15 protein-coding genes are annotated in these 20233 nt (G+C 48.2%); 8 read left to right on the top strand and 7 right to left on the bottom strand.

Going from position 1 to position 20233, the window contains the following annotated elements; translation table 11 throughout:
* Positions 1-826 precede the first annotated feature (826 nt).
* The 4 genes from QZU58_RS06955 (at position 827) to QZU58_RS06940 (ending at position 5047) form a co-directional block, all read left to right on the top strand.
* Positions 827-1609 (top strand): glycosyltransferase family 2 protein, encoded by a 783-nt coding sequence (locus QZU58_RS06955; RefSeq protein ID WP_294461530.1) that lies wholly within the window; start codon positions 827-829, stop codon positions 1607-1609.
* Complete coding sequence (locus tag QZU58_RS06950; RefSeq protein WP_294495828.1) at positions 1593-2729, top strand: glycosyltransferase family 4 protein; 1137 nt, start codon at positions 1593-1595, stop codon at positions 2727-2729. Before QZU58_RS06955 ends, QZU58_RS06950 begins: the two co-directional genes overlap by 17 nt.
* Positions 2719-3735 carry an LpxL/LpxP family Kdo(2)-lipid IV(A) lauroyl/palmitoleoyl acyltransferase gene (gene lpxL / locus QZU58_RS06945; RefSeq protein ID WP_294495827.1) on the top strand — a complete coding sequence of 339 codons (1017 nt, stop codon included), beginning with the start codon at positions 2719-2721 and terminating at the stop codon, positions 3733-3735. Before QZU58_RS06950 ends, lpxL begins: the two co-directional genes overlap by 11 nt.
* A 148-nt stretch (positions 3736-3883) precedes the next feature.
* Entirely contained in the window at positions 3884-5047 is a 1164-nt protein-coding gene (locus tag QZU58_RS06940) for a glycosyltransferase family 9 protein (RefSeq protein WP_294495826.1), read from the top strand.
* A gap of 135 nt (positions 5048-5182) precedes the next feature.
* On the opposite strand, the gene glnE is transcribed toward QZU58_RS06940, so the two are convergent.
* Both glnE and QZU58_RS06930 read right to left on the bottom strand, forming a co-directional pair.
* Positions 5183-8050 carry a bifunctional [glutamate--ammonia ligase]-adenylyl-L-tyrosine phosphorylase/[glutamate--ammonia-ligase] adenylyltransferase gene (glnE, locus tag QZU58_RS06935; RefSeq protein ID WP_294495825.1) on the bottom strand — a complete coding sequence of 956 codons (2868 nt, stop codon included), beginning with the start codon at positions 8048-8050 and terminating at the stop codon, positions 5183-5185.
* The gene (locus tag QZU58_RS06930) at positions 8047-9150 is read right to left on the bottom strand and encodes a CYTH domain-containing protein (protein WP_294495824.1); all 1104 of its coding nucleotides are present in this window, start codon (positions 9148-9150) and stop codon (positions 8047-8049) included. Before QZU58_RS06930 ends, glnE begins: the two co-directional genes overlap by 4 nt.
* A 394-nt stretch (positions 9151-9544) precedes the next feature.
* Between QZU58_RS06930 and QZU58_RS06925 the strand changes: the two genes are divergently transcribed.
* Positions 9545-10222, top strand: a complete 678-nt coding sequence (locus QZU58_RS06925) for a TIGR00153 family protein (protein WP_294495823.1) — start codon at positions 9545-9547, stop codon at positions 10220-10222.
* Positions 10223-10236: 14 nt separating this feature from the next.
* Positions 10237-11508 (top strand): inorganic phosphate transporter, encoded by a 1272-nt coding sequence (locus QZU58_RS06920; protein WP_294495822.1) that lies wholly within the window; start codon positions 10237-10239, stop codon positions 11506-11508.
* Positions 11509-11594: 86 nt separating this feature from the next.
* Here the strand turns inward: QZU58_RS06920 and QZU58_RS06915 are convergent, their stop codons facing one another.
* Together QZU58_RS06915 and QZU58_RS06910 are read right to left on the bottom strand one after the other, a co-directional pair.
* Positions 11595-12716, bottom strand: coding sequence for a viperin family antiviral radical SAM protein (locus QZU58_RS06915; RefSeq protein ID WP_294495821.1), 1122 nt, complete (start codon positions 12714-12716; stop codon positions 11595-11597).
* A 41-nt stretch (positions 12717-12757) separates the two neighbouring features.
* The gene (locus QZU58_RS06910) at positions 12758-13183 is read right to left on the bottom strand and encodes a hypothetical protein (protein WP_294495820.1); all 426 of its coding nucleotides are present in this window, start codon (positions 13181-13183) and stop codon (positions 12758-12760) included.
* A 370-nt stretch (positions 13184-13553) separates the two neighbouring features.
* Here QZU58_RS06910 and QZU58_RS06905 point away from each other — a divergent pair, with 370 nt between their 5' ends.
* Positions 13554-14372, top strand: coding sequence for a TIGR04211 family SH3 domain-containing protein (locus tag QZU58_RS06905; protein WP_294495819.1), 819 nt, complete (start codon positions 13554-13556; stop codon positions 14370-14372).
* A gap of 161 nt (positions 14373-14533) precedes the next feature.
* On the opposite strand, the gene QZU58_RS06900 is transcribed toward QZU58_RS06905, so the two are convergent.
* Both QZU58_RS06900 and QZU58_RS06895 read right to left on the bottom strand, forming a co-directional pair.
* Positions 14534-15388, bottom strand: coding sequence for a general secretion pathway protein GspB (locus QZU58_RS06900; RefSeq protein WP_294495818.1), 855 nt, complete (start codon positions 15386-15388; stop codon positions 14534-14536).
* 60 nt (positions 15389-15448) lie between these two features.
* Positions 15449-17533 carry an AAA family ATPase gene (locus tag QZU58_RS06895; RefSeq protein WP_294495817.1) on the bottom strand — a complete coding sequence of 695 codons (2085 nt, stop codon included), beginning with the start codon at positions 17531-17533 and terminating at the stop codon, positions 15449-15451.
* Between the two features lie 317 nt (positions 17534-17850).
* On the opposite strand from QZU58_RS06895, the gene QZU58_RS06890 reads away from it, so the two are divergent.
* Entirely contained in the window at positions 17851-19098 is a 1248-nt protein-coding gene (locus QZU58_RS06890) for a multifunctional CCA addition/repair protein (protein WP_294495816.1), read from the top strand.
* Positions 19099-19238: 140 nt separating this feature from the next.
* Here QZU58_RS06890 and QZU58_RS06885 read toward each other — a convergent pair whose 3' ends face one another.
* On the bottom strand, positions 19239-20141 hold the full coding sequence (locus QZU58_RS06885) for an undecaprenyl-diphosphate phosphatase (protein WP_294495815.1): 903 nt from the start codon (positions 20139-20141) through the stop codon (positions 19239-19241).
* Positions 20142-20233: the final 92 nt, after the last annotated feature.

Raw genomic sequence — 20233 nt, 5'->3', positions numbered from 1 at the left:
TCCAAAACCTGAGCCTGCCTTTTGAGATCCTCTTTCTGATCCTGAGAACTTACTCTGGCATAAGCGATGGTGACCCTGTCATCTTTTTCAATTTGAGGAGCTCTTTACCGCTTATCCTCATTATGGTATCACTGTTATATCTTCTGGTTCCTCCGGGAAATATACTGTCAGGCTTTAGCTTCCCTGATTTTTCCCAGTTACGTAAGTCTGAACATGAAGTCCAATTGAAATAATCTTATTCATTACAAATAAACCTATAACTATTTTAAATGTATTATAAACTATTTATAGATTTAGTCAAGCAGTTGTTAACCCTTTCCCTTACCCAAAATCCTGACGATCCCGTAATCGGCACCGTTAACACTTATAACGTCCACTATTTAACTCCTTTTTCCTCATTCATCCGCATCCGGCCTTTGCCGACATACCCGTCATAAACCGGAAGCTGTTTCATTCTCACCGCTTATATTGATTGTGCGATTTAGGAATCAGCCGTGATTGGCGGCATTCCGCTCACGGACATCCCGCAGTCATTCTATATCATGCCAGCCTCTTCCGTAAAGACGATGACGGTCAGCAAGAAGTTTCTGACGGCAGACATTCCCGGCAGGAAACGTTCCTTTCCCGCATTTAACTTTAAGCCAATATACTGATATAATGCGGTTATCCGAACCTGTACTGCAGGATCCGCTCCCGTTATCATGAACACGGAAATTTTGTGCCGTCTCAGGTTCAAACATTCACGCAGCGGACAGTCTTTCTGCAGACTCCGGTTCGCGCACACATAATAAAACGATGTACCACCGATAATCGGAAGAAGGACTATATGACATCAATATCAGCTCTTGTAATTGCCAGAAACGAAAGCGCAAATATTGCGGAATGCATCAGATCCATGCAGGATATTGCGGATGAAATCATTGTACTGGACGGCGGAAGTAAAGATGATACCGTAAACATAGCCGAAAGTCTGGGAGCCAGAGTTGTTCACCACCATGAATGGGAAGGCTACGGCAAACAGAGACAAAAGCTGCAGAAATACGCCACAAAGGACTGGTGTGTGTGGCTTGATGCCGATGAAAGACTGACACCGGAACTGAGAGAGGAAATCAGAGCCTTCACCGAGAAAGCTAAAACAAATGAGATTCTCAACATTTCAAGAGCAAACCACGCCTTTGGCATCAGAATACGTCACTGCGGTTATTTCCCAGACAGGGTACTGCGCGTGCACTCCCGCACATACACGACATACAACGACAGCCTTGTGCATGAAAAACTGGTTCTTCCTGCCGATGCCAAAATCGTAGACTCAAAAAACAGCATGCTTCACTACACCTATGATACCTATCTCAACATGCAGATGAAGCAGGTTAAATACGCCTCTGAATGGGCAAAAAACAAATATACGAAGAAAGGTCGCGGATGCTGCTTCCTGACCCCGTTTATCAAGGGCGGCTTTTCGTTCCTGCGCAAATACATTTTCCAGCTCGGCATTCTTGACGGCAGAATTGGTTTTCTGATCTCTGCAAGCACCTCCAGCTACACATTCAACAAATATCTCTGTCTTTATCAGATTGCCATGGAGAAGAAGCATGAATCAGGAAAATAAAAATGAAATGAGGTCTGTTTCCGAATCGGTACCTGAATTTAAGTCGATCTGTCACGTAAACCTTGCCAGGGGATTCCGCGGAGGTGAACGTCAGACTACCCTGCTGATAAGACATCTTCAGTTCCTTTACCCTGGCCTTAAGCAGTTTCTCGTCTGCCGCAAAAACAGTGAAATCCCGGCATATGTTACCGATATTCCCAACCTTACCATCATAAAGGTAAGAAACGAATGCTTCGGTCACGTAGCACTGGGAACACAGGCCGAAATCATTCACGCACACGAGGCAAAGGCCGTTCACTTCGCGGCCATCCATCACCGCATATACGGTACTCCGTACGTAATTACCCGTCGTGTACCGCAGAGGGTAAAGAACACCTTCTTCAACAGATACAGCTTCGACCACGCCTCATTCATATCATCAGTCTCCGGCGCCATCAGAAGCAGCATAATTGAAAGCTTCGGCAGCAGTCTGAATTTAAGCGGAAAACTGAGGGTTATCTACTCCGTATTCAACTCAAGCCGCGGTAATCCAGAGGTTACGGCCAAAATCAGAAACGAACTGAACGGTTCTCCCGTATTCGGGCACATCGGAGCCTACGTGGACAAACACAAAGGGCAGAAGGTATTCATTGAGGCCATCAGAAAACTGGTAATGGAGCGTCCGGATGCCGTATTCATTTTTCTTGGTGCAGGCTGTGATGAAGAGGAACTGAAAAAAATGACCGAAGATCTGCCTCAGGTCAGATGGCTGGGTTTCAAAACTAACGTGGCAGATTACATTGATGCAATGGATTACTTCGTGTTCCCGTCAAGAAACGAGGGGCTCGGTTCCGTGCTTCTTGACGTAATTGATCACGGAGTTCCCGTAATCGCCTCAGAGGTTGACGGCATTCCGGAAATCATTCAGCATGAAAAGACCGGACTGCTTTTTGAAAACGGAAACAGTGAAATGCTGTATCAGGAAATAACCAGGCTGCTTAACGATAACGATCTCAGGGACAGACTCGTGGACAATGCCACTGAATCCCTTAAGAAATTCTCTCCGGAAACATGTGCGCTGAAGTATGCCGAGTTATATACCGCAATCATTGAAAAGGTTAATCACAGTCATGACAGATAATACCGAAAACCGTGACAGCGGAAAAAAAACATCCGCTCCAAAATCAAAGGAAAAGTATCACTCCAAGGCTCAGTCAGATCCGAAGGTGACCATCGCGATGCTGCACCCGAGATACTGGCTCCAGTGGCTGGCATCTTTCGTGCTTCGTCTTATCGTCCTCCTTCCATACCCGGTATTCATGACACTCGGCAGAATTCTGGGATATCTGGCAATGGCCGTTCTTCCGAGACGCCGTCACATCAGTGAACAGAATTTCAGGCTTGCCTTTCCGGAAATGAAGGATGAGGAAATCAGAAGTCTGACCAAAGAGCACTTTGCCAACTGCGGCATGGGAATTTTTGAAACAGCAATGGCCTGGTACTGGCCGGAATGGCGTTTAAAGAGACTGGTTCACATTGATCCGGAACAGCTGAAAAAAGCCAAAGATCTTGCCGAATCGGGCAAGGGCATTGTTGTTCTTACCTGTCATTTCGTAACCCTGGAACTAATGGCCAGAATCTATGGCACCAACATAAAAAAGGGAGTCGGCGTATATCGTCCGAATGACAATCCCGTTATCGAATATCTTCAGGTGGTTGGCCGTACCAGATCCAATCTCTATCTGGTGGATCGCAAGGAACCAAGGCCTATAGTCAAGGCTCTCATGAAGGGACTGCCAATCTGGTATGCGCCGGATCAGGACTACGGCAAAAGACTGCCTCATGTCTTTGCTCCGTTTTTCGGAGTAAAAGATGCGGCCACGGTCACCGGAACCGCCGGATTTGCCAAGATAAGAAACACCGTGGTACAGCCGTCATACAGCATCAGACTGCCGGGATTTAAGGGCTACAGACTGGTGGTTGAGGATATCCTTGAAAACTTCCCGGTCGGTGATGACCAGCAGGATGCAGCGACCTGCAACCACGTTGTGGAAAACATGATAAAAGAGGCACTGCCTCAGTACATGTGGCTGCACCGCCGTTTCAAGACCACACCAGACGGTTCGGACAGATACCACAATCTGTAACCCGTCATGTCCATTATTCATTCCGTCCGCATCATACGGACGGAACGGTTCATGACAGTCCCGAACCGACATGTGTTCCTGACCGTAATCAGAATACGGGATACGGAATAAATCAAGCAGAATTCACTGAAACAGGAATGAGACCGCTATGTCCTTACATGATTTAAAAAAATCTTTTCTGGTGCTGAAGGACTCCATCAGACATTTTATAAGCAGAAGCATGTACGACTTCAAATCCTCGGAAGAACCGTTCAGCCCGACAGGTCTTAAAAAGGCCGTAATCTACCGCGCTGACGGAAAGCTCGGTGACGCCGTATGTTTTCTGCCGTTCATAAGAGAGCTCAGAAGATTCAGCCCAGACTGCGAAATCACCGTACTGTCAAACAGTAACACGGCTCAGATCTATGAAGCTGCGGATTTCATTGATAAGGTAATAATTTTCCCAAAGAAGCCAAAAAATCATGAAACCGACAAATATGCCGCTGAGCTCCACGGATGCGATCTTTATATTCATCTTTTTGAAAAGCTTAAAGGCAGACACCTGAGACTCATCAACCGCATTCATCCCAAATGGATTGCCACGCTTGATAAATTCTTAAAATGCGACAATCTGGGGATTTATGAGTACACGTCATCGGTTGATGAACGTGGACTCACCTGGGAACAGTCGGAAAAATGTCTGCATATAACGGATCTGCTCTTCAGAATTCTGGAAAAAGGCGGTATCGCACCTGATGACATCGACAGAAGCTACTTCAGAATGTTTGCTGACGACATCCCCGCTGCAGGACCCCGCTTTGCCTTTCTTAAGAGTCCTGAAAACCGCCCAGGGGAAAAAACCGTAATATTCAATCCTTACGGAGCCTCTTCCTCCAGAAGATTCACTGACGGGTGCATTATCAACGTCATCAAGGAACTGCTGGAAAAAACTGACATGCATGTTGTTCTCTGGACAGGGCCTGCAGACAGGGAACGGGGAGAACGTCTGCTGGCGGATAATTTCGGGAATAACGGCAGGGTATCAGTTACCGGAGTTCTGTCCTCTGCAAGGGAAATCATTACCGCAATGGCCTCATGTGACGCCATGATAGGAGTTGATACCGGAAGTGCCCATGTGGCGGCCTGCTTTGACATTCCTGAACTAACCTTCTACGGAAACAATCCGGCAAATTACAGCCGCTGGTATGCCAAGGCACCAAAAGCCGTCAACGTCATTCTTAAGACCGCAAACTTTGCCGAAGCGGAAAGTTCCGAACTCACTGGAGCCGTACGGGACTTTATCGGAAGTCTGGATGAATCTTCAGGGCACTGACGACACCTGATTAACGTAAGCAGTCACTGAAACGAAGAAGCGGCCGGTTCTTTCAATGAATCCGGCCGCTTCTTTACGTACCATGGTTCCTGCCGCTCTTATAAAGAAACTTTGCGAGCCGGGCCCCGGGTCCGGTTACTCCTCCTTCAGCATAATCTTACGCCACAGTTTCTTTACGGCCTCCCGCTGTTCATCCAGCTTGTGACCGTCATAGACCCTGCTGATTCCAAGCAGTGAATGGTGATGATACATGGCCCTGATATCAAGATAGGCGTTGATAAGACACTTGGATTCCTCCTCGGTAATGAATCCAAGACGGGCACATTCCTCGAAGATACGAACATTGTCTGACCACAGCACCAGATCTGGACTTGTAGGGGCATTAGCCAGAATCAGATACTGGGCCATGAACTCTATGTCTGCCATACCGCCCTCACCCTGCTTGGTATCGAAGGCTTCCTTAGGTCCTCTGATAAGACTGCTACGCATTTTGGTACGCATGCTCACGACCTCCTCACGGAGTTTCTCCACGTCCCTGCTCTTGCGAAGCACACCGTTGCGGATTTCATTAAACCTTGACACCAGGCGATCGGGACCGAGCACTGCTCTTGCCCTTACCAGAGCCTGAAGCTCCCAGGTCCAGGCCTTATTGTTAAGGTAGGATTCATATCCTGATATGGAACAAATCAGCGGCCCGGCCTCACCTTCCGGTCTCAGTCTGGCATCCACCTCATACAGCACTCCCGAAGAAAGTCTGGTACTGAAAAGATGCATCAGTCTCTGGGCAAAACGGCCGTAGAACATTCTGTCGGAAATAGGATGTTCCGGATGATCCGTCTCCTTCTCCAGATCACTGTCACAGAGAAATACCAGATCAAGATCGGAACCGTAGCTCAGCTCAATACCGCCCATCTTGCCATAGGCAATCACGCATATTCCCTTGTCCCCGTGCTTATGGGCGTTATACGGAAGTCCGTATTTGGCCACCAGCTGGTTCCAGGTAAGATTAACCACCTCGTCGAGAATGGCCTGTGCGAGAAATGTCAGGTAGTCACTGACCTTCATCAGCGGAAGCGCACCCACCAGGTCGGCAGCGCATATGCGCAGGAGCTGAATCTGCTTGAACTGACGCAGACTTTCCATCTGATGCTCAAGATCGGAGCTTTCGACGCGCATCAGGAACTCATGGAGGTCATGAGAATAGTCATCCGGACTTGTAGGCTTATACAGACTGTTCGGCATCAGCAGCTCATCGAGAAGCACCGGATGCTCCGTAAGCTGAGCGGTAATCAGCTCACTGCCGGAGCAGAGCTTGAGAAGCTGATCGCAGGCCTGAGGATTTTCCTGCAGCAGCTGCATGTATGTGGTTCTGAGACAAATGGTAAGCAGCAGTTTTGAAACTCTGCTGAAGGTTGTGGCCGCACCGTGCTTCATGTTTGCAAAGCTTCTGAAAAGGTACGGAATAAGCCTGTTCAGAATGGCTCTGCCCTTCGGACCTATCGGCTTGTTGGCACATTCGTCCTTAAAAAGTTTTATCTCGTCCGCAAGATGGTCAATCTGACTCTGATCCCTGAACTGATTTACAACGATTTCCTTAATCTCTTCACGGTTGAGATTAAGAAGCCAGAGATCGGAGAATACGGGATCCTCCTCCACTGTTTCCGATTCAGGATCGCTTATCAGCAGGGCAAATTCCTTATGCACGGTCTCCATAATGGAATTGATGTGAGCATAAAACTCCTCAAACGTTTCAAATCCCATGGCCTTGGCGAGACGCTCCTGATTAAGCGGGGATGAAGGCAGGGTCTGAGTCTGTTCGTCATTGATTTCCTGGAGAATGTTTTCCGTGCGGCGCAGGAAAACATAGCACGGCATAAGGCAGTCATACACCTCTGGCGTTATGCAGTTGCCGTGTTTGAGATTCTCAAGCACTGTCAGAAGATGTCTTTCCTGCAGTGACACCATGCGTCCGCCGCGCATCAGCTGGAACACCTGGGCAATGAATTCAATTTCCCTGATGCCGCCGGCACCAAGCTTGAAATTGTCAGTCAGCTGACGGCGCCTTACTTCAGCCTCAATCATGGCCTTCATCTTGCGCAGTGATTCCACGGCCCCGAAGTCAAGGTAACGTCTGTAGACGAATGGTTTGAGCATGCTGTCGAGCTCCAGTGACTCAGGAGTTTCCTCACCGAGCACGCGCCCCTTCACCATGGCATAGCGTTCCCATGAACGGCCGTGCTTCAGATAATAATCCTCAAGAGCCGCAAACGAGCTTATCAGCGGACCGCTGTCGCCGAAAGGACGCAGACGCATGTCCACACGATAGACAATACCGTCCACGGTCTGCTGATCAAGAATCTGAATAAGCTGCTGTCCCAGTCTGGTGAAAAACACCTGATTGTCGATGGAACGTCTTGCCCCGCGGGTCTCTCCGCGGTGCGGATAGCAGAAAATCAGATCAATGTCGGAGGAAAAGTTAAGTTCGCGTCCGCCCAGCTTTCCCATGCCTATGACCAGCATCCTCTGCTGTACGCCGTCATAGGAATACGGTGTCCCGAAAACCTGACAGCATCGTCCGTACAGACAGTCCATGGTTTTAATGATAATCTGTTCGGCGAGTTCACTCAGATGTCTGAACTCCTCAGCGAGATCCGATTTGTTGTTAAGCTGTCTCCAGGCGATGACGGAGAGCTTCTCGTTTCTGAAAAGACGCAGCTTTCTTTTAAGGACATTGTCATCCGTTATGCCGTTAAGAAGAGCATCCAGCTCCGTGGCGTATGATGCTGTTCTGTCTCCGCTCTCAAGTTCACCGGAATCTATAATCCGGCACAGGATTTCCGGTCTCATCGACAGAAAGCGTCCCGCAAAATCACTGAGTGCGAACGTCTGATACAGCTCATCATGCACCGTTTCAATCTTTGCAAGCTGCTCCTCCGTGGCTTTTTCCCTGAGAAGAGCAAAATACTTGTCGGCTTCTTTTCTCATGCCTTCACTGAAATTCATGCCTTTTCCCCTCTGAGTCCCGCAAAATTGATTTCAAGGATTACCCTGATAAAGTCCCTGTCAGTCAGAATTCCGTCAAGAGCCGCCATCTCATCCGCAAGGTTGTGGAAGTGCATGACGTCTGAGGCTCCTTCTTCTGAAAGACCGCTGATCCTTTTTCTGAGAATATCCCGGAGCTCCGCATACTGTCCGAAAATGTCGGAATCTGCCGGAACATGCATGGCCGCCAAAGCTCTGAAACAGCGCCACATCATGTCAAGAGCCATTTTCGCCGTTTCCTCATTTCTGCCTTCGGGACCGAGATAAATTACGCTTGCAATTCGGCCTGTCGCACTCATGAGACCTGCAAAAGCCTTTTCCGTACCGCAGGCTCCGTCAGAGTCCGCATCCTTCCCGAAAATCTCATTCCCGGACGGAAGCTTCAGTTCGGAAATACCGGCATAGATGGCGGCCCTGTGCATCTTACTCAGACTTTCAGGACGGAATCTTGCGATTCTGCCTGCATATACCGCGTCGGTGAGTTCGCCCGCAAATTTCTGAAGTGCGGTCACACCGCCCTTTTTAAGTTCAAGCTCGAGCTCGGTTCCCGCAACCGTTCCGCCGTCGGAGGTCTTGTATGCAACCCTGTCGAAGCTCAGCTCAATCTCCGCATCCATGAAGGAAACAAGCCAGATGTGCCTTCTGCAGTTCTGGGCCATGTTTTCATAAAGTTCTTTCTGTACGGCATCAACGTCAATTTCCGCAAAAATATGTTCCGGAAACATTCTGAGATCGGGTACGTCCGGTTTTTCGGAAAGCGGCACGTTATATTCCGGATGAACATGAATACCGCCGCTGCTCATGCGTCTGGTCTTTATTGTCCCCTCAGTCTCACTGCCGGTTTTACGGACTCTCAGGGCAATGCCGGCCCGGTAAAGGGCAAGATCCGGAGTATCGTAGTAACTGTTTTCAAGCTCGAGTTCCGCAGTTCTGATTACGGAGGCATTCAGGGATGCCAGCACACCGTCCATACCGTGGATAAAGCAGGCACCGTCAACGGAGCCTCCCGCGGTTCCGTCATACGGCTGAACCATTAATTTTATTTCTATTTCATTACTCATGACTGTATCCTCCGATATGTACGGCTCTCCGACCGCATGTGCGTCATGCCGCGCGTTCCGTTAATGAGATTCGGCATGACCTAAAAGGCGCCGCCTCCCGTCTCCAGGCACGGTATCTGACGGCTGAAGATTTTAACATATATGCCTCTTCCTCTTGCCAAAATGCATCACAAAAACACGGGAGCATGTTTATTTTCCGTTCCCGGTCAGCACCACGGTTGCGTCGCCGGGACGGAACTAACTTTTTTCTGAAAACGGCTTTTGCGCCGGAGACGCTTTTTGCCGGCGGGTTATTTATGGCATACGGCCTAAAACGTAATCGTTCTTATTGATTATTTGGGAGCTTCAAAGTAGAATATTAATCACATTTTTCATTACATTAAGAGTAATCTTTATGCAAGTAAATTTTCTGAATCTTTTTGCAAAATCTCCTCTTAAACCTCTGTATGAACACATCAACAACATCTATGAATGCTGTTCCCACCTTCCACCATTCTTCGACGGCGTATTCAGTAACGACTGGGACAAAGCCTCCGGTGAACAGCAGCAGATCTGTAAATTTGAAAGAGCAGCAGACGTAATCAAGAAGGATATCCGCATCAACCTTCCCAATTCACTTTTCATGCCGGTAGACAGAACATACCTTCTGGAACTGGTAACCCAGGAAGACAAAATCGCCAACATAGCAAGAGACATTTCAGGTCTCATGCTCGGCAGACAGCTGACGATCCCTGCGGAAATAAAGGAAGACTTTCTGAAATACCTTAACCGCAGCATCGAAGCCGTTGAACTCACAAAGAAAGTCATCAATGAGCTGGAAGACCTGCTGGAAAGCGGCTTCAGGGGCAAGGAACTCACACTCGTTCAAAGCATGGTAAAGGAAATTGACCTAATCGAGGACGATACTGACCACATGCAGATAAACCTCAGAAGACAAATATACATCAGGGAAATGGATCTGAATCCGATTGACGCCATGTTCATCTACAAGATTCTCGAAAAAGTCGGGGATCTGGCAGATCAGGCGCTGAGAGTAGGTTCAAGACTTGAACTGATGATAACTAAGTCATAAGGGATAAACGAACGATGGAATTTCTTTTAGCGCACAGCAGCCTCATCGTATTCTTTGCGGGAGCTGTGGCTTTCCTGATGGCCTGGGGCATCGGAGCCAATGACGTGTCAAACGCCATGGGTACCTCCGTCGGCACCAAGACCATTACGGTTAAACAGGCTATCATCATAGCCATAATCTTTGAATTCGCCGGGGCTCTCCTTGCCGGCGGCGAAGTGGTATCCACCATAAAGGACAGGGTTATAGACAGCTCGGCACACATTGAATCCGCCGACATGATTCTCGGCATGATAAGTTCCATGCTGGCTGCAGGCATATGGCTGATACTTGCATCGTATTTCAGCTGGCCGGTTTCCACCACCCACTCCATTATCGGGGCGATTGTAGGCTTCGGCATTGTCAGCACCGGATGGTCTGCCATTCACTGGGATATGTTCTCAGGCATCGTGGGCTCCTGGATTATCACACCTGTCATTGCCGGCATTCTCGCCTTCGTGCTCTTCCTGCACATCCAGAGATTCATATTCTGGAGATACCATCCGCTGAAACACGCCAAACGCATAGCGCCATACTACGTGTTTCTTACAATTCTTCTCATCACTGTCGTAACAATCCAGAAAGGCTTAAAGCATGTAAACATCAGCCTGACCTCAGAGGAAAGCTGGGGACTCAGTCTGCTGCTTGCCATCATCAGTGCCGTTATTTCGGCAGTTATTCTGCGTTACAAAAAATTTGATAAGACACTTGATGTCAAGAAGCACTATGCCAACGTGGAAAAGGTATTCTCAATTCTCATGCTGATGACGGCCTGTGCCATGGCCTTTGCACACGGCTCCAATGACGTGGCCAATGCCATCGGACCTCTGGCTTCCGTTGCCACCATCCTGAATAACGGCGGAGACATCGCCGCGGAATCAGGCATGCCGTGGTGGGTTCTGCCACTCGGCGCAATCGGTATGGTTGTGGGACTCGCAACCTTCGGCTACAAGGTTATGAGCACCGTCGGTTCAGGCATTACCGCCCTCACCCCGAGCCGCGGATTTGCCGCTCAGCTTGCCACCGCAAGCACTGTGGTTATCGCATCCGGTACCGGGTTGCCGATCTCAACTACCCAGACACTTGTGGGTGCCATCATGGGGGTGGGGCTCGCCCGAGGTATTGCGGCAATCAACATGACCATAGTTCGCAATATCATAGTATCGTGGGTCGTAACCCTCCCGGCAGGAGCCCTTTTCTCAATCCTGTTCTTCTATATATTCAAGCTTGTTCTGTTTTATGCTTCTTAACTGAGAACGGAAAAAGACGAAGATATTCAAAGAGCCCTTTATTCGCAAGGATAAAGGGTTCTTTCGTAATGAATTACACCTCCGTTTCAGGCCGCAATCCTGGAATTACTCATGTCGCCGGAGGAATCAGTATATCTGGACCAGTACAATTCAGAGTTAAATGCAAGTCTGTTCAGCCCCTCTCTCACGTTCCCCGTAATACAGTTAACGACATGGACGTAACTCGTGTTTCTGGTATTGTCCACCAGGTCCCCGCAGGCATCGATCATCAGATATCCGCCGTCAAGATTCTTTTCCACCACTGCGGAACATGAATCTGACAGTTTAAATATCCGAGAAGACTTTCCATTAATCTCTTCAGGTGGAACACCGAGATTGTTACGTATGTAGCGCATATACTCTTCATCCGTAACACTGATGTCAAAATTATTAAAACTATCATTGGCAAAACTCATCATTTTGAATATTTTCCAGCGGGATACGGGCATGTCAAGAATATCGTCGCGGACAGTTTCATTCTTATTGAGCGAACAGACCACGGTATTAACCTTAATGTTACATGCTGGATTTACTGCCTTTACGGCATGAGTAATTGCCCTGATCCTTTCAGCCGTAAGAATCTTTCCGGTTCTGGTACAACGCCCCATTCTGACCAGGGTTTCGGCATTGAAACTGTCAAGTGAAAGCCCGAAGGTGTCAAGCATCGGTGCGTTTTTCACTATCCATGCGTCGGTTATCATCGAACCATTGGTTATAACCGATACCTTTCTGCCGCGTTCATGGCAGTAATTTACAAGGCTGTTAAAATACGGAGCCATCAGCGGTTCTCCGCCTGCAATGTTAAAACTGCAGTCAGGTACCGCATCGATGCAGTTATCGACAATGTTTTTCCAATTATCAAAGGAAAGAATCTTTCTGCTGTTAAACTTTGCATAACAGTGCCTGCAGTGGTAATTGCATCCTTCAATAAGGTGAAGATTAAATTTCACACATCTTCCGGATATTTTACCGTAATTGCTCAGTAACATGCCGTTCCCTCTTTCTTCTGAAGTAGTTTTGGTCTCTCCGGACATACCGGTGTCGTTCCCCTGCTCCATTTCAAACGGAATGAAACAGGCTTTATCCAAACCGGAAACAGCATTATCTGCATGTGCTGAAAATTCAGATACAAATTCACTGTTCTGCCCGATAACACCGATATTGCGCATAACTTACTCCTTTATCCCCTGATTAGCCGATGCTTCCGCTGTTATCGGCCGAAAAACAGACCAACCGCCAATTCCACAAACTTAAAACCGTCAGACTTCATCACCTTATCGCTTACCTCTAAACCTTTATCCAGACCTGAGCAAAGCTTCCTGCCGACAATAACCGCCTTAGAGTCATCAGGAAATTCTTCTTCGTTCAGTGCCTCAAGATACTCGGTTGTTTTCTTGAGACCTGTCAATAGAGCTCCGTCAATCTTCCTGCCGATAACAACGGACCTGCTGTCATCAGAAGACTCCTCTCTGTGCAGTGCTGAAAAATAGTCACGAATTTTTTCTGCTGTGTTTTCGGCAAATGATTTCTCTGAAGAAAGTCCCTGACAGCGTGAGTCAATCTTTTCTACATAAGAATCGAAAGAATTTTCTTCTGCTTCCATTAACTCTCTCAGACGCTCTTCAACGGTACGCATGATTTATCTCCTTAAATGTTCATGTTATGAATTAAACGGCCCGGGAACGGATTCACTGACGCCGCGGCCAGACTTTAAGTTAATTATGAACAAAAAAGCGGACGGTATATATTTCAACCATGGTCGAAAAATCAAATGACAAATATTTTTTGGAATTTAAAAAACTGAATTTCCAACGTTATCCCGAAGGCCTTAAGTCATGGATTCATTCAGTAACACCGGATAAGAAACAAATAGGAAGCAGAGACATGCAAAACGGAATACGTGTTCTATATGAACCGAAATCCCAACGATGAATTTTTTTGATAATTAGAGTAAAATACCATATGTTTTAAATTTTCAGATATAAAGATCAAAGCAAGGATAAAACATGCGTAAGATTACCAAAGCATTTATCGGCGGCACTCTGTTATCATTATCCGCGGTATCCGGTGCGTTTGCCATTGAACTGACCGAAGTCAGTGAGGATCGCATTGAAAAACCTGCGGCCAAAGAAGTTTCCGCACCTGCAAGAACGGTAGCGCCACAGGCTCAGAATACAGCCTCCACAGCAGCTCCTGAAGCACCTAAGGCTGATGTCAGACCTGCGCCGGCTCCTCAGCCTGCAGCGGAAGAAAACGCAGCTCCTGCCCGCAGGACTTCTTACGTAGCCTACATATCCGATAACAACAGCATCTGGGCAACCAGAGGTCCGGGCAGACAGTATAAGCTTACCGGCCAAATCAGAATCGGTGAAAGAGTAGAAGTTCTCTCCGAAAAGAACGACTACGTTGAAATCCGTACTCCTAAGGATACCATCGTATGGGTTCCCAAGAAGGACGTTCAGAAAGAGGAAAGCAATCTCTACAAGGTAACCAGACTTGAAGAGGAAAACAATACCCTTAAGTATAAGCTGGACAACATTGACAGCGAAACCATCAGGGACTTAAGAAAGACCTCTGCTGAACTTGCCGAGCTCAAAAAGGCATACACTGACCTGAAGCAGCTTCATGAAGACATGGAAATCAGACTCAGGGAAACCACTGAGGAAAACGAAGAGCTTTCATCCAAGCTTGAAACCAAGGATCAGGACATGCAGTTAAGATGGTGGAAGCAGGGCGGACTCATTGCCCTGATCGGAGCCATTGTCGGTGTGATTCTGGTATATCTTCCAAGACCGCGCCGCAAGGACAGCGACTATTACTACTAACGGCATCGTCTGCTGACGGTGTCAGAACGTTTGTTTCGTAAGAGTTCAGGGAGAATTCTTACGGCATTCAGGAAAAAGCAAAAAGCATCGGAAACATAAATAATCCGATGCTTTTTGCTTTCTGATTTCCATCATTCTTCCGGAGGAAACGTCAGTCCATGTTACTGTCTGTAATCCTCCATGGCCTTTATGGAAAAACTCCTTCCGTTCACCCTCATCACCACGTAATTCTCAGCTATCTTAAGCACCTCAAGATTTCTGTAGGTTCCCCCTTCCTTAATAACGTTGCCGTTGAGGGTAATGCTGCGCTTTGAGGCATCGGTGGAATAGTTGTGAGAGGAATAGACAAATGACGGAACGGCATTTCTGATATCTGACGGCATCATGCTGATGTCCGTCGCATCACGCGGGCCGGAATCACTGTTCCGGGGTGATGAGGTATCGGGAATTCTGAAATCCAGATCACCGGTATCGGTTGAGCTGACAGCTTCGTCAAAAACCGATTTAAGATCCTTTTTTACCACCCGGCGCTTTTCATCACCGGAAGAGCCGGTATCCGCGGTTCTGCCTCTTAATGCCGCATTTATTCTCTCAACGTCACTGTCTATGTCACTTTCATTACGTTCTGTACGGATGCCCGTCACTCCGGTCTCATCCTTTGAAAAGACGTATTCAGGCTGCTCCGGTCTCACGTTAAGATGCTTTACGGCAAACTCATGAGGCTTTGAAGGTTCAACATAAGGATAGAGTGAGGAATCATCTGCGGTAAGCTCACGGCGGAGCCCTGAAAGTTCACCGTCAAAGCTTCTTAAAAGCCTTTCCTTCTGAGCAGCCAGTCCTTCTTCAAAAGACTGTTTCTCATAAAAGGCATAGGCCGCAAAGGAAGCGGCTCCGACAATGGCAAGAAGAGTATAGTAGAGAAGGCGCCCCTTTCTCATTCTGGCACTCTCATAGGCCTGCGCGGCCGCCACTTCAGGACTCTTATTAATTCTGTCGGCATCAAAAAACAAAGACATTTCAGTTCCTTATGATTCCGGTTAACCTACCGGATTACATTCCTCAGCTTACCGGTAATTCTATAAATCATCCATGGATATGGAAAGACCTTCAGAGGCTGATGCCTCCTGTTGTGCAACGGTGGACGTGCCTGCGCTTCCACCGGCATCGGCAGACTTTTTCATATCGTTACCGGAAGCTCCTTTCTTTTCCCGACCGTTATCCGCAGACTTTGAATTTCCGGCATCATATCCGTCTGCACCGGAGAGAAGATCATCCTCACTGATGATTAAGTCATTTGCCGAAGACGAATTCTTTTTCTGCTCCCGTACCGCCTCACTTTCGGTTACGGGCCCCAAGGCTTTATTTTCCTTGAGACCGGTGCCGTTACCATTACCATCTGCCGGTGCATCTGCCGGTGCATTTTCCGGTGGATTTACGCTGTAGCTGTCAACAAGCGTCTGCAGATTATTCTCATATTCTGCGGAGGCAATATATTCCTCATAGAGAGAATGTTCGGTGTCAGCGTACGGCAGAAGTGCCCACAGGGTATCGATTCCCGCATAGCCGTCAGGCTTCAGCCCCAGAGTCTCCTGAGCCTTCTTAACCCGGTTCACCATGGTTTTATCGTAACCGTTAAAGGCATGGGCATCAGTATTCTCATAACGGTTCAGCATGTCGAAGAGCTTTATCTGGGCCGCCTGACTGCTGCGTCTGCTCACCCTTTCCTCTCCGTCCGGAAGAGGCCATATCAGACGGAAGTTTCCTTCCATGGCTCCGGCAACGAAATCTCTTGGAACGACCCATTCCCTGTTGTTAATAAGCAGTACCGCATAGTTGTCGTTAAGCTTCAGCAGCACGGCATAAAACGGTCTGAGCTTTACGTCCATAAGAGACAGGACTGCAGGAACGTTATATCTTTCAAGCTCAGACAGACTGCCGTTTCCGGAAAAGCACATGAATCCCGCACTCTTAAGGTAGGTGCAGTCGGTATCGGCATTACCTGTTGCGTTGGCAAAGCCCCATTCCCGCTGAAGCTTTTTCCAGGCCTCCTCCTCAAAGGAGCTGTTGAGCACATCCGTTCTGTAACGGGTCTGTTCCCTGATGATGCTTTCCTTTTCAGCCCTGTGCTCCTTAATTTCCCGGATGGATTCACGATAGCTGATTATGTCCTTATCAGCCTTAAGCACCTTTACCATGTCCTGCTTAAGCTCCACCGGATTCCGGTGGCAGAACAGATATCCCGTTCCCAAACCCACGGCTGCGGCAAGCAGTACGCCACAGGTAAGACGCATGCCGTAATTAAGGAAATTGCCTGAAGCGAGATATTCCCTGACGGTAGCAACAAAGCCCTTGGTTCCCATCACCTCGTGAACCGCCTGCAGCATGTGCCGGCGTTCCACGGTATGGGAATTATCCACGTATGCTGCAAGCAGAGCCCTGTCACAGCAGACATTTATGATGCGCGGAATGCCTCCCGAAACCTTATACAGTTCCCTTACCGCTCCCTGACTGAAAATAACCTGCACGCATCCTGCCGACTGCATGCGGAAACGGATATAGGAATCAACCTCATAGATGGAAAGAGGCAGCAGATGAAATCTTGCGGTAATGCGCTGGGAAATCTGACGCATGTGCTGAGAACGGAATTTCTCCTGCAGTTCAGGCTGTCCCACAAGGATTACTTGCAGCAGCTTTGTATTGTCGGTCTCAATATTGGTGAGAAGACGAACCTGCTCAATCAGCTCGTCATCCAGATGCTGGGCTTCGTCAATCATTAACAGGGCTCGGCGGCCTTTTCTGTAGTTTTCCGTCAGAAAATCACTAATGTGCTGCAGAAGAACCCTCTTTGAGGAACCTTCGGCGAAATCAATGCCGAACTCATGACATATTGTCTCTAGCAGTTCAATAAGTGACAGTGCCGGATTAAAAATAACGGCCAGCTCCATTTCATTCCTTTCCAGAATTTCCTGCATCATGGTTCGCAGAATAACGGTCTTACCCGTTCCGACTTCACCGGTAAAGAGAATGAAACCGCCGCTTTCCTGAGTCCCGTGCTTTAACATGGACAAGGCTTCACGGTGATGTCTGCTGAGATAGAAAAACTTCGGATTCGGTGAAATACTGAACGGAGCCTCACTTAATCCAAAAAACTGCTTGTACATAAAAAACAGTCCCTGCCGGAGTTTTACAAAATACCCCTGTTAAAAGTTTTACAAAATAACCGATATAATGATAACATTTTAACCCCGGTTAAACAAAAACAACCGCTTAATAATGAGATGAGACGAGTCCCGTCGTCCCATCAACCGTGCCACGGACGGGAACCGCGTTCTGCAAGGGAGCTTACGGACGGTTTCAGACAGCTCCGGCATGAAACGGCACGATCACGCCAATCCGGTCCGGAAGCGTACAACAGCATTCCGAATCCGTATATCACGTTTATGTACCCGGCCGTTACGCATAAACTTAGGAGTTTTATATGAATATCTATCTTGTCGGCGGAGCCGTGAGGGACAGACTGCTCGGAATCACTCCGAAAGACTCGGACTACTGTGTCACCGGAGCAACTCCCGAAGAAATGACGGCGGCAGGATATATCTGCGTCGGCAGGGAGTTCCCGGTATTTCTGCATCCCAAAACATCTGAGGAATATGCTCTTGCCAGAACCGAACGCAAGAAAGGTCACGGCTATACGGGATTTATATGCAGCTTCAGTCCCGATGTCACCATCGAGGAGGATCTGCAGAGAAGGGATCTCACCATAAACGCCATTGCCGAAGACGGCAGTGGGAATCTTATTGATCCCTACGGCGGCAGGAACGACATCCGGAACAGAATCCTCAGACACGTGTCCCCGGCATTTTCCGAAGATCCGCTGCGTGTTCTGCGTCTGGCAAGATTCTATGCCTCGTTTTTTCACCTGGGCTTCAGAGTGGCCCCGGAAACGGCGGATCTCTGCCGTAAACTTGCCGCTGACGGCGAACTGAAATACCTCACTGCGGAAAGAGTGTGGCAGGAGGTGTTAAAGGCGCTTACATCGGAGAATCCGGAAAAGTTCTTTGAATTTCTGGATGAAACCGACAGCCTTAAGGAACTCTTTCCGGAGCTTCATGAGCTCAAGTCCCTGAAGGAGAACCCGGTTTATCATCCGGAAAAGGACACCTTCTCGCATACCCTTCTCACCCTTAAGGCCATAAGCGGACTCACGAAAAATCCGCAGACAAGATTTGCCATGCTTACCCATGACTTCGGTAAAATCATTGAATTCAGATCCGACATTCCGGAGGAAAATCCCCATCGTCTTGCCGGAGTACCGCTTGTGGAAAACTTCTGCAGACGTCTCAGGGTACCGAAGGACTTTCAGAAAACAGCGGTAAATGTCTGCAGGTATCATTCTTACGTAAATCTCTGCCACAAGTCTCCTGACTATTTCAACAGACTGTTTCTTGACACAGGTTCCTACAGGGATGCCACAAGAACAGGCATCATCGGGCAGTGCATCAGGGCTGACAGCCACGGCAGACTCGGTTTTGAAAAGGAAGCCTTCATAAGTGACTACTTTCTTGCTTACGTTCTGGCAAAGGCCTCCAGTGCCAAAACCGCAGATGTAATGGCTGACGGCTTTACCGGAGCGGCCATAACGGAAGAACTCAACAGACGACGCACGGAGCTTATTGCCAAAGCCCTCCTGGAGCTTCAGCAACTGTATCCCGGCGTCATATACTGATTACTGATAAAAACGGAGCCTGTTCCGCATTAAACCCGGAACAGGCTCCGTTATCATTTTCTATGTACCTTAATGCCACAAATGAACGCCTGAACCGTTACGGCCAAGCCTTACGGACAAGGCATCTCGGATCGGTCGTTCTACTTCGGCCAGAACACCGCAAAAAGGAAAATTCCCAGAACAATGCGGTAAATCACGTAAGGGAACAGCCCGACCCTGTTCAGAAAATCAAGGAACAGCTTAATCACCAGGTAAGCCACCACAAAGGAAATGACCAGTCCCAGCAGCGTACTCTGCAAATCAAACGGATGATTTTCAAAAATAACGTCCTTTGTCATCATCAGGGCGGAAAGAATGATTACGGGAATGGACATAAGGAAACTGAATTCGGCCGCGGCCTTCGGACTCAGTTTCAGAAAATATCCCGCGGTAATGGTAATGCCTGATCTGGAGGTTCCCGGAATAAGAGCCAGAGCCTGGGCACAGCCTATAAGAAGAGCCTTTCTGAAATTGATTTCCCTGCCTGCGGCATCACCGGTCACTTCCTCAGAAAGAGAGGAACCGGCGTCTGAATTACCGGAAGCGTTACGGGCCGCCGCAGAATCCGTAACGGCCACGGCAGCAGTTCTCCTGTTGTATACCTCCGCAGCCCACAGCAGAAGACCGAATAAAATGGTGCTTCCGGCAATGACCAGAGGACTTCTCAGATAAGTCTCAATGGCACCTTTAAAGGCCAGACCGCACAGACCTGCGGGAACGGTAGCCATCATTACGTAAAAGAGAAGCTCCACGGATCTGGTAAACTTTCCCCTGCGGAACACAAATTTAAGACTGTCCTCAGTCATTCTGAGAAGACTTTTTCTGAAGTAAATGACCACGGCCATGAGAGTGCCGACATGAACTGCGATGTCAAATGCAAGCCCCTGATCCGGCCAGTCCTCAATAAGCTTTGACGGAAGAATCAGATGAGCTGAACTTGAAACCGGAAGAAATTCGGTAAAGCCCTGAATCAGAGCCAGAATAATTGTCTGAAGAGTGTCCACTTTTTTAGTCCTGATTTTTTATCAAATAATATTTCTTTTTATAATCCTTTCTTTATGATTGATTTAGCCCCGGCATTACATTGATGACGGAA

It is taken from the genome of uncultured Ruminobacter sp. (assembly GCA_902764345.1).
GTDB lineage: Bacteria > Pseudomonadota > Gammaproteobacteria > Enterobacterales > Succinivibrionaceae > Ruminobacter.
Note: the sequence above shows the minus strand (reverse complement) of the source record. Positions and strands in the feature narration are given on the sequence as shown.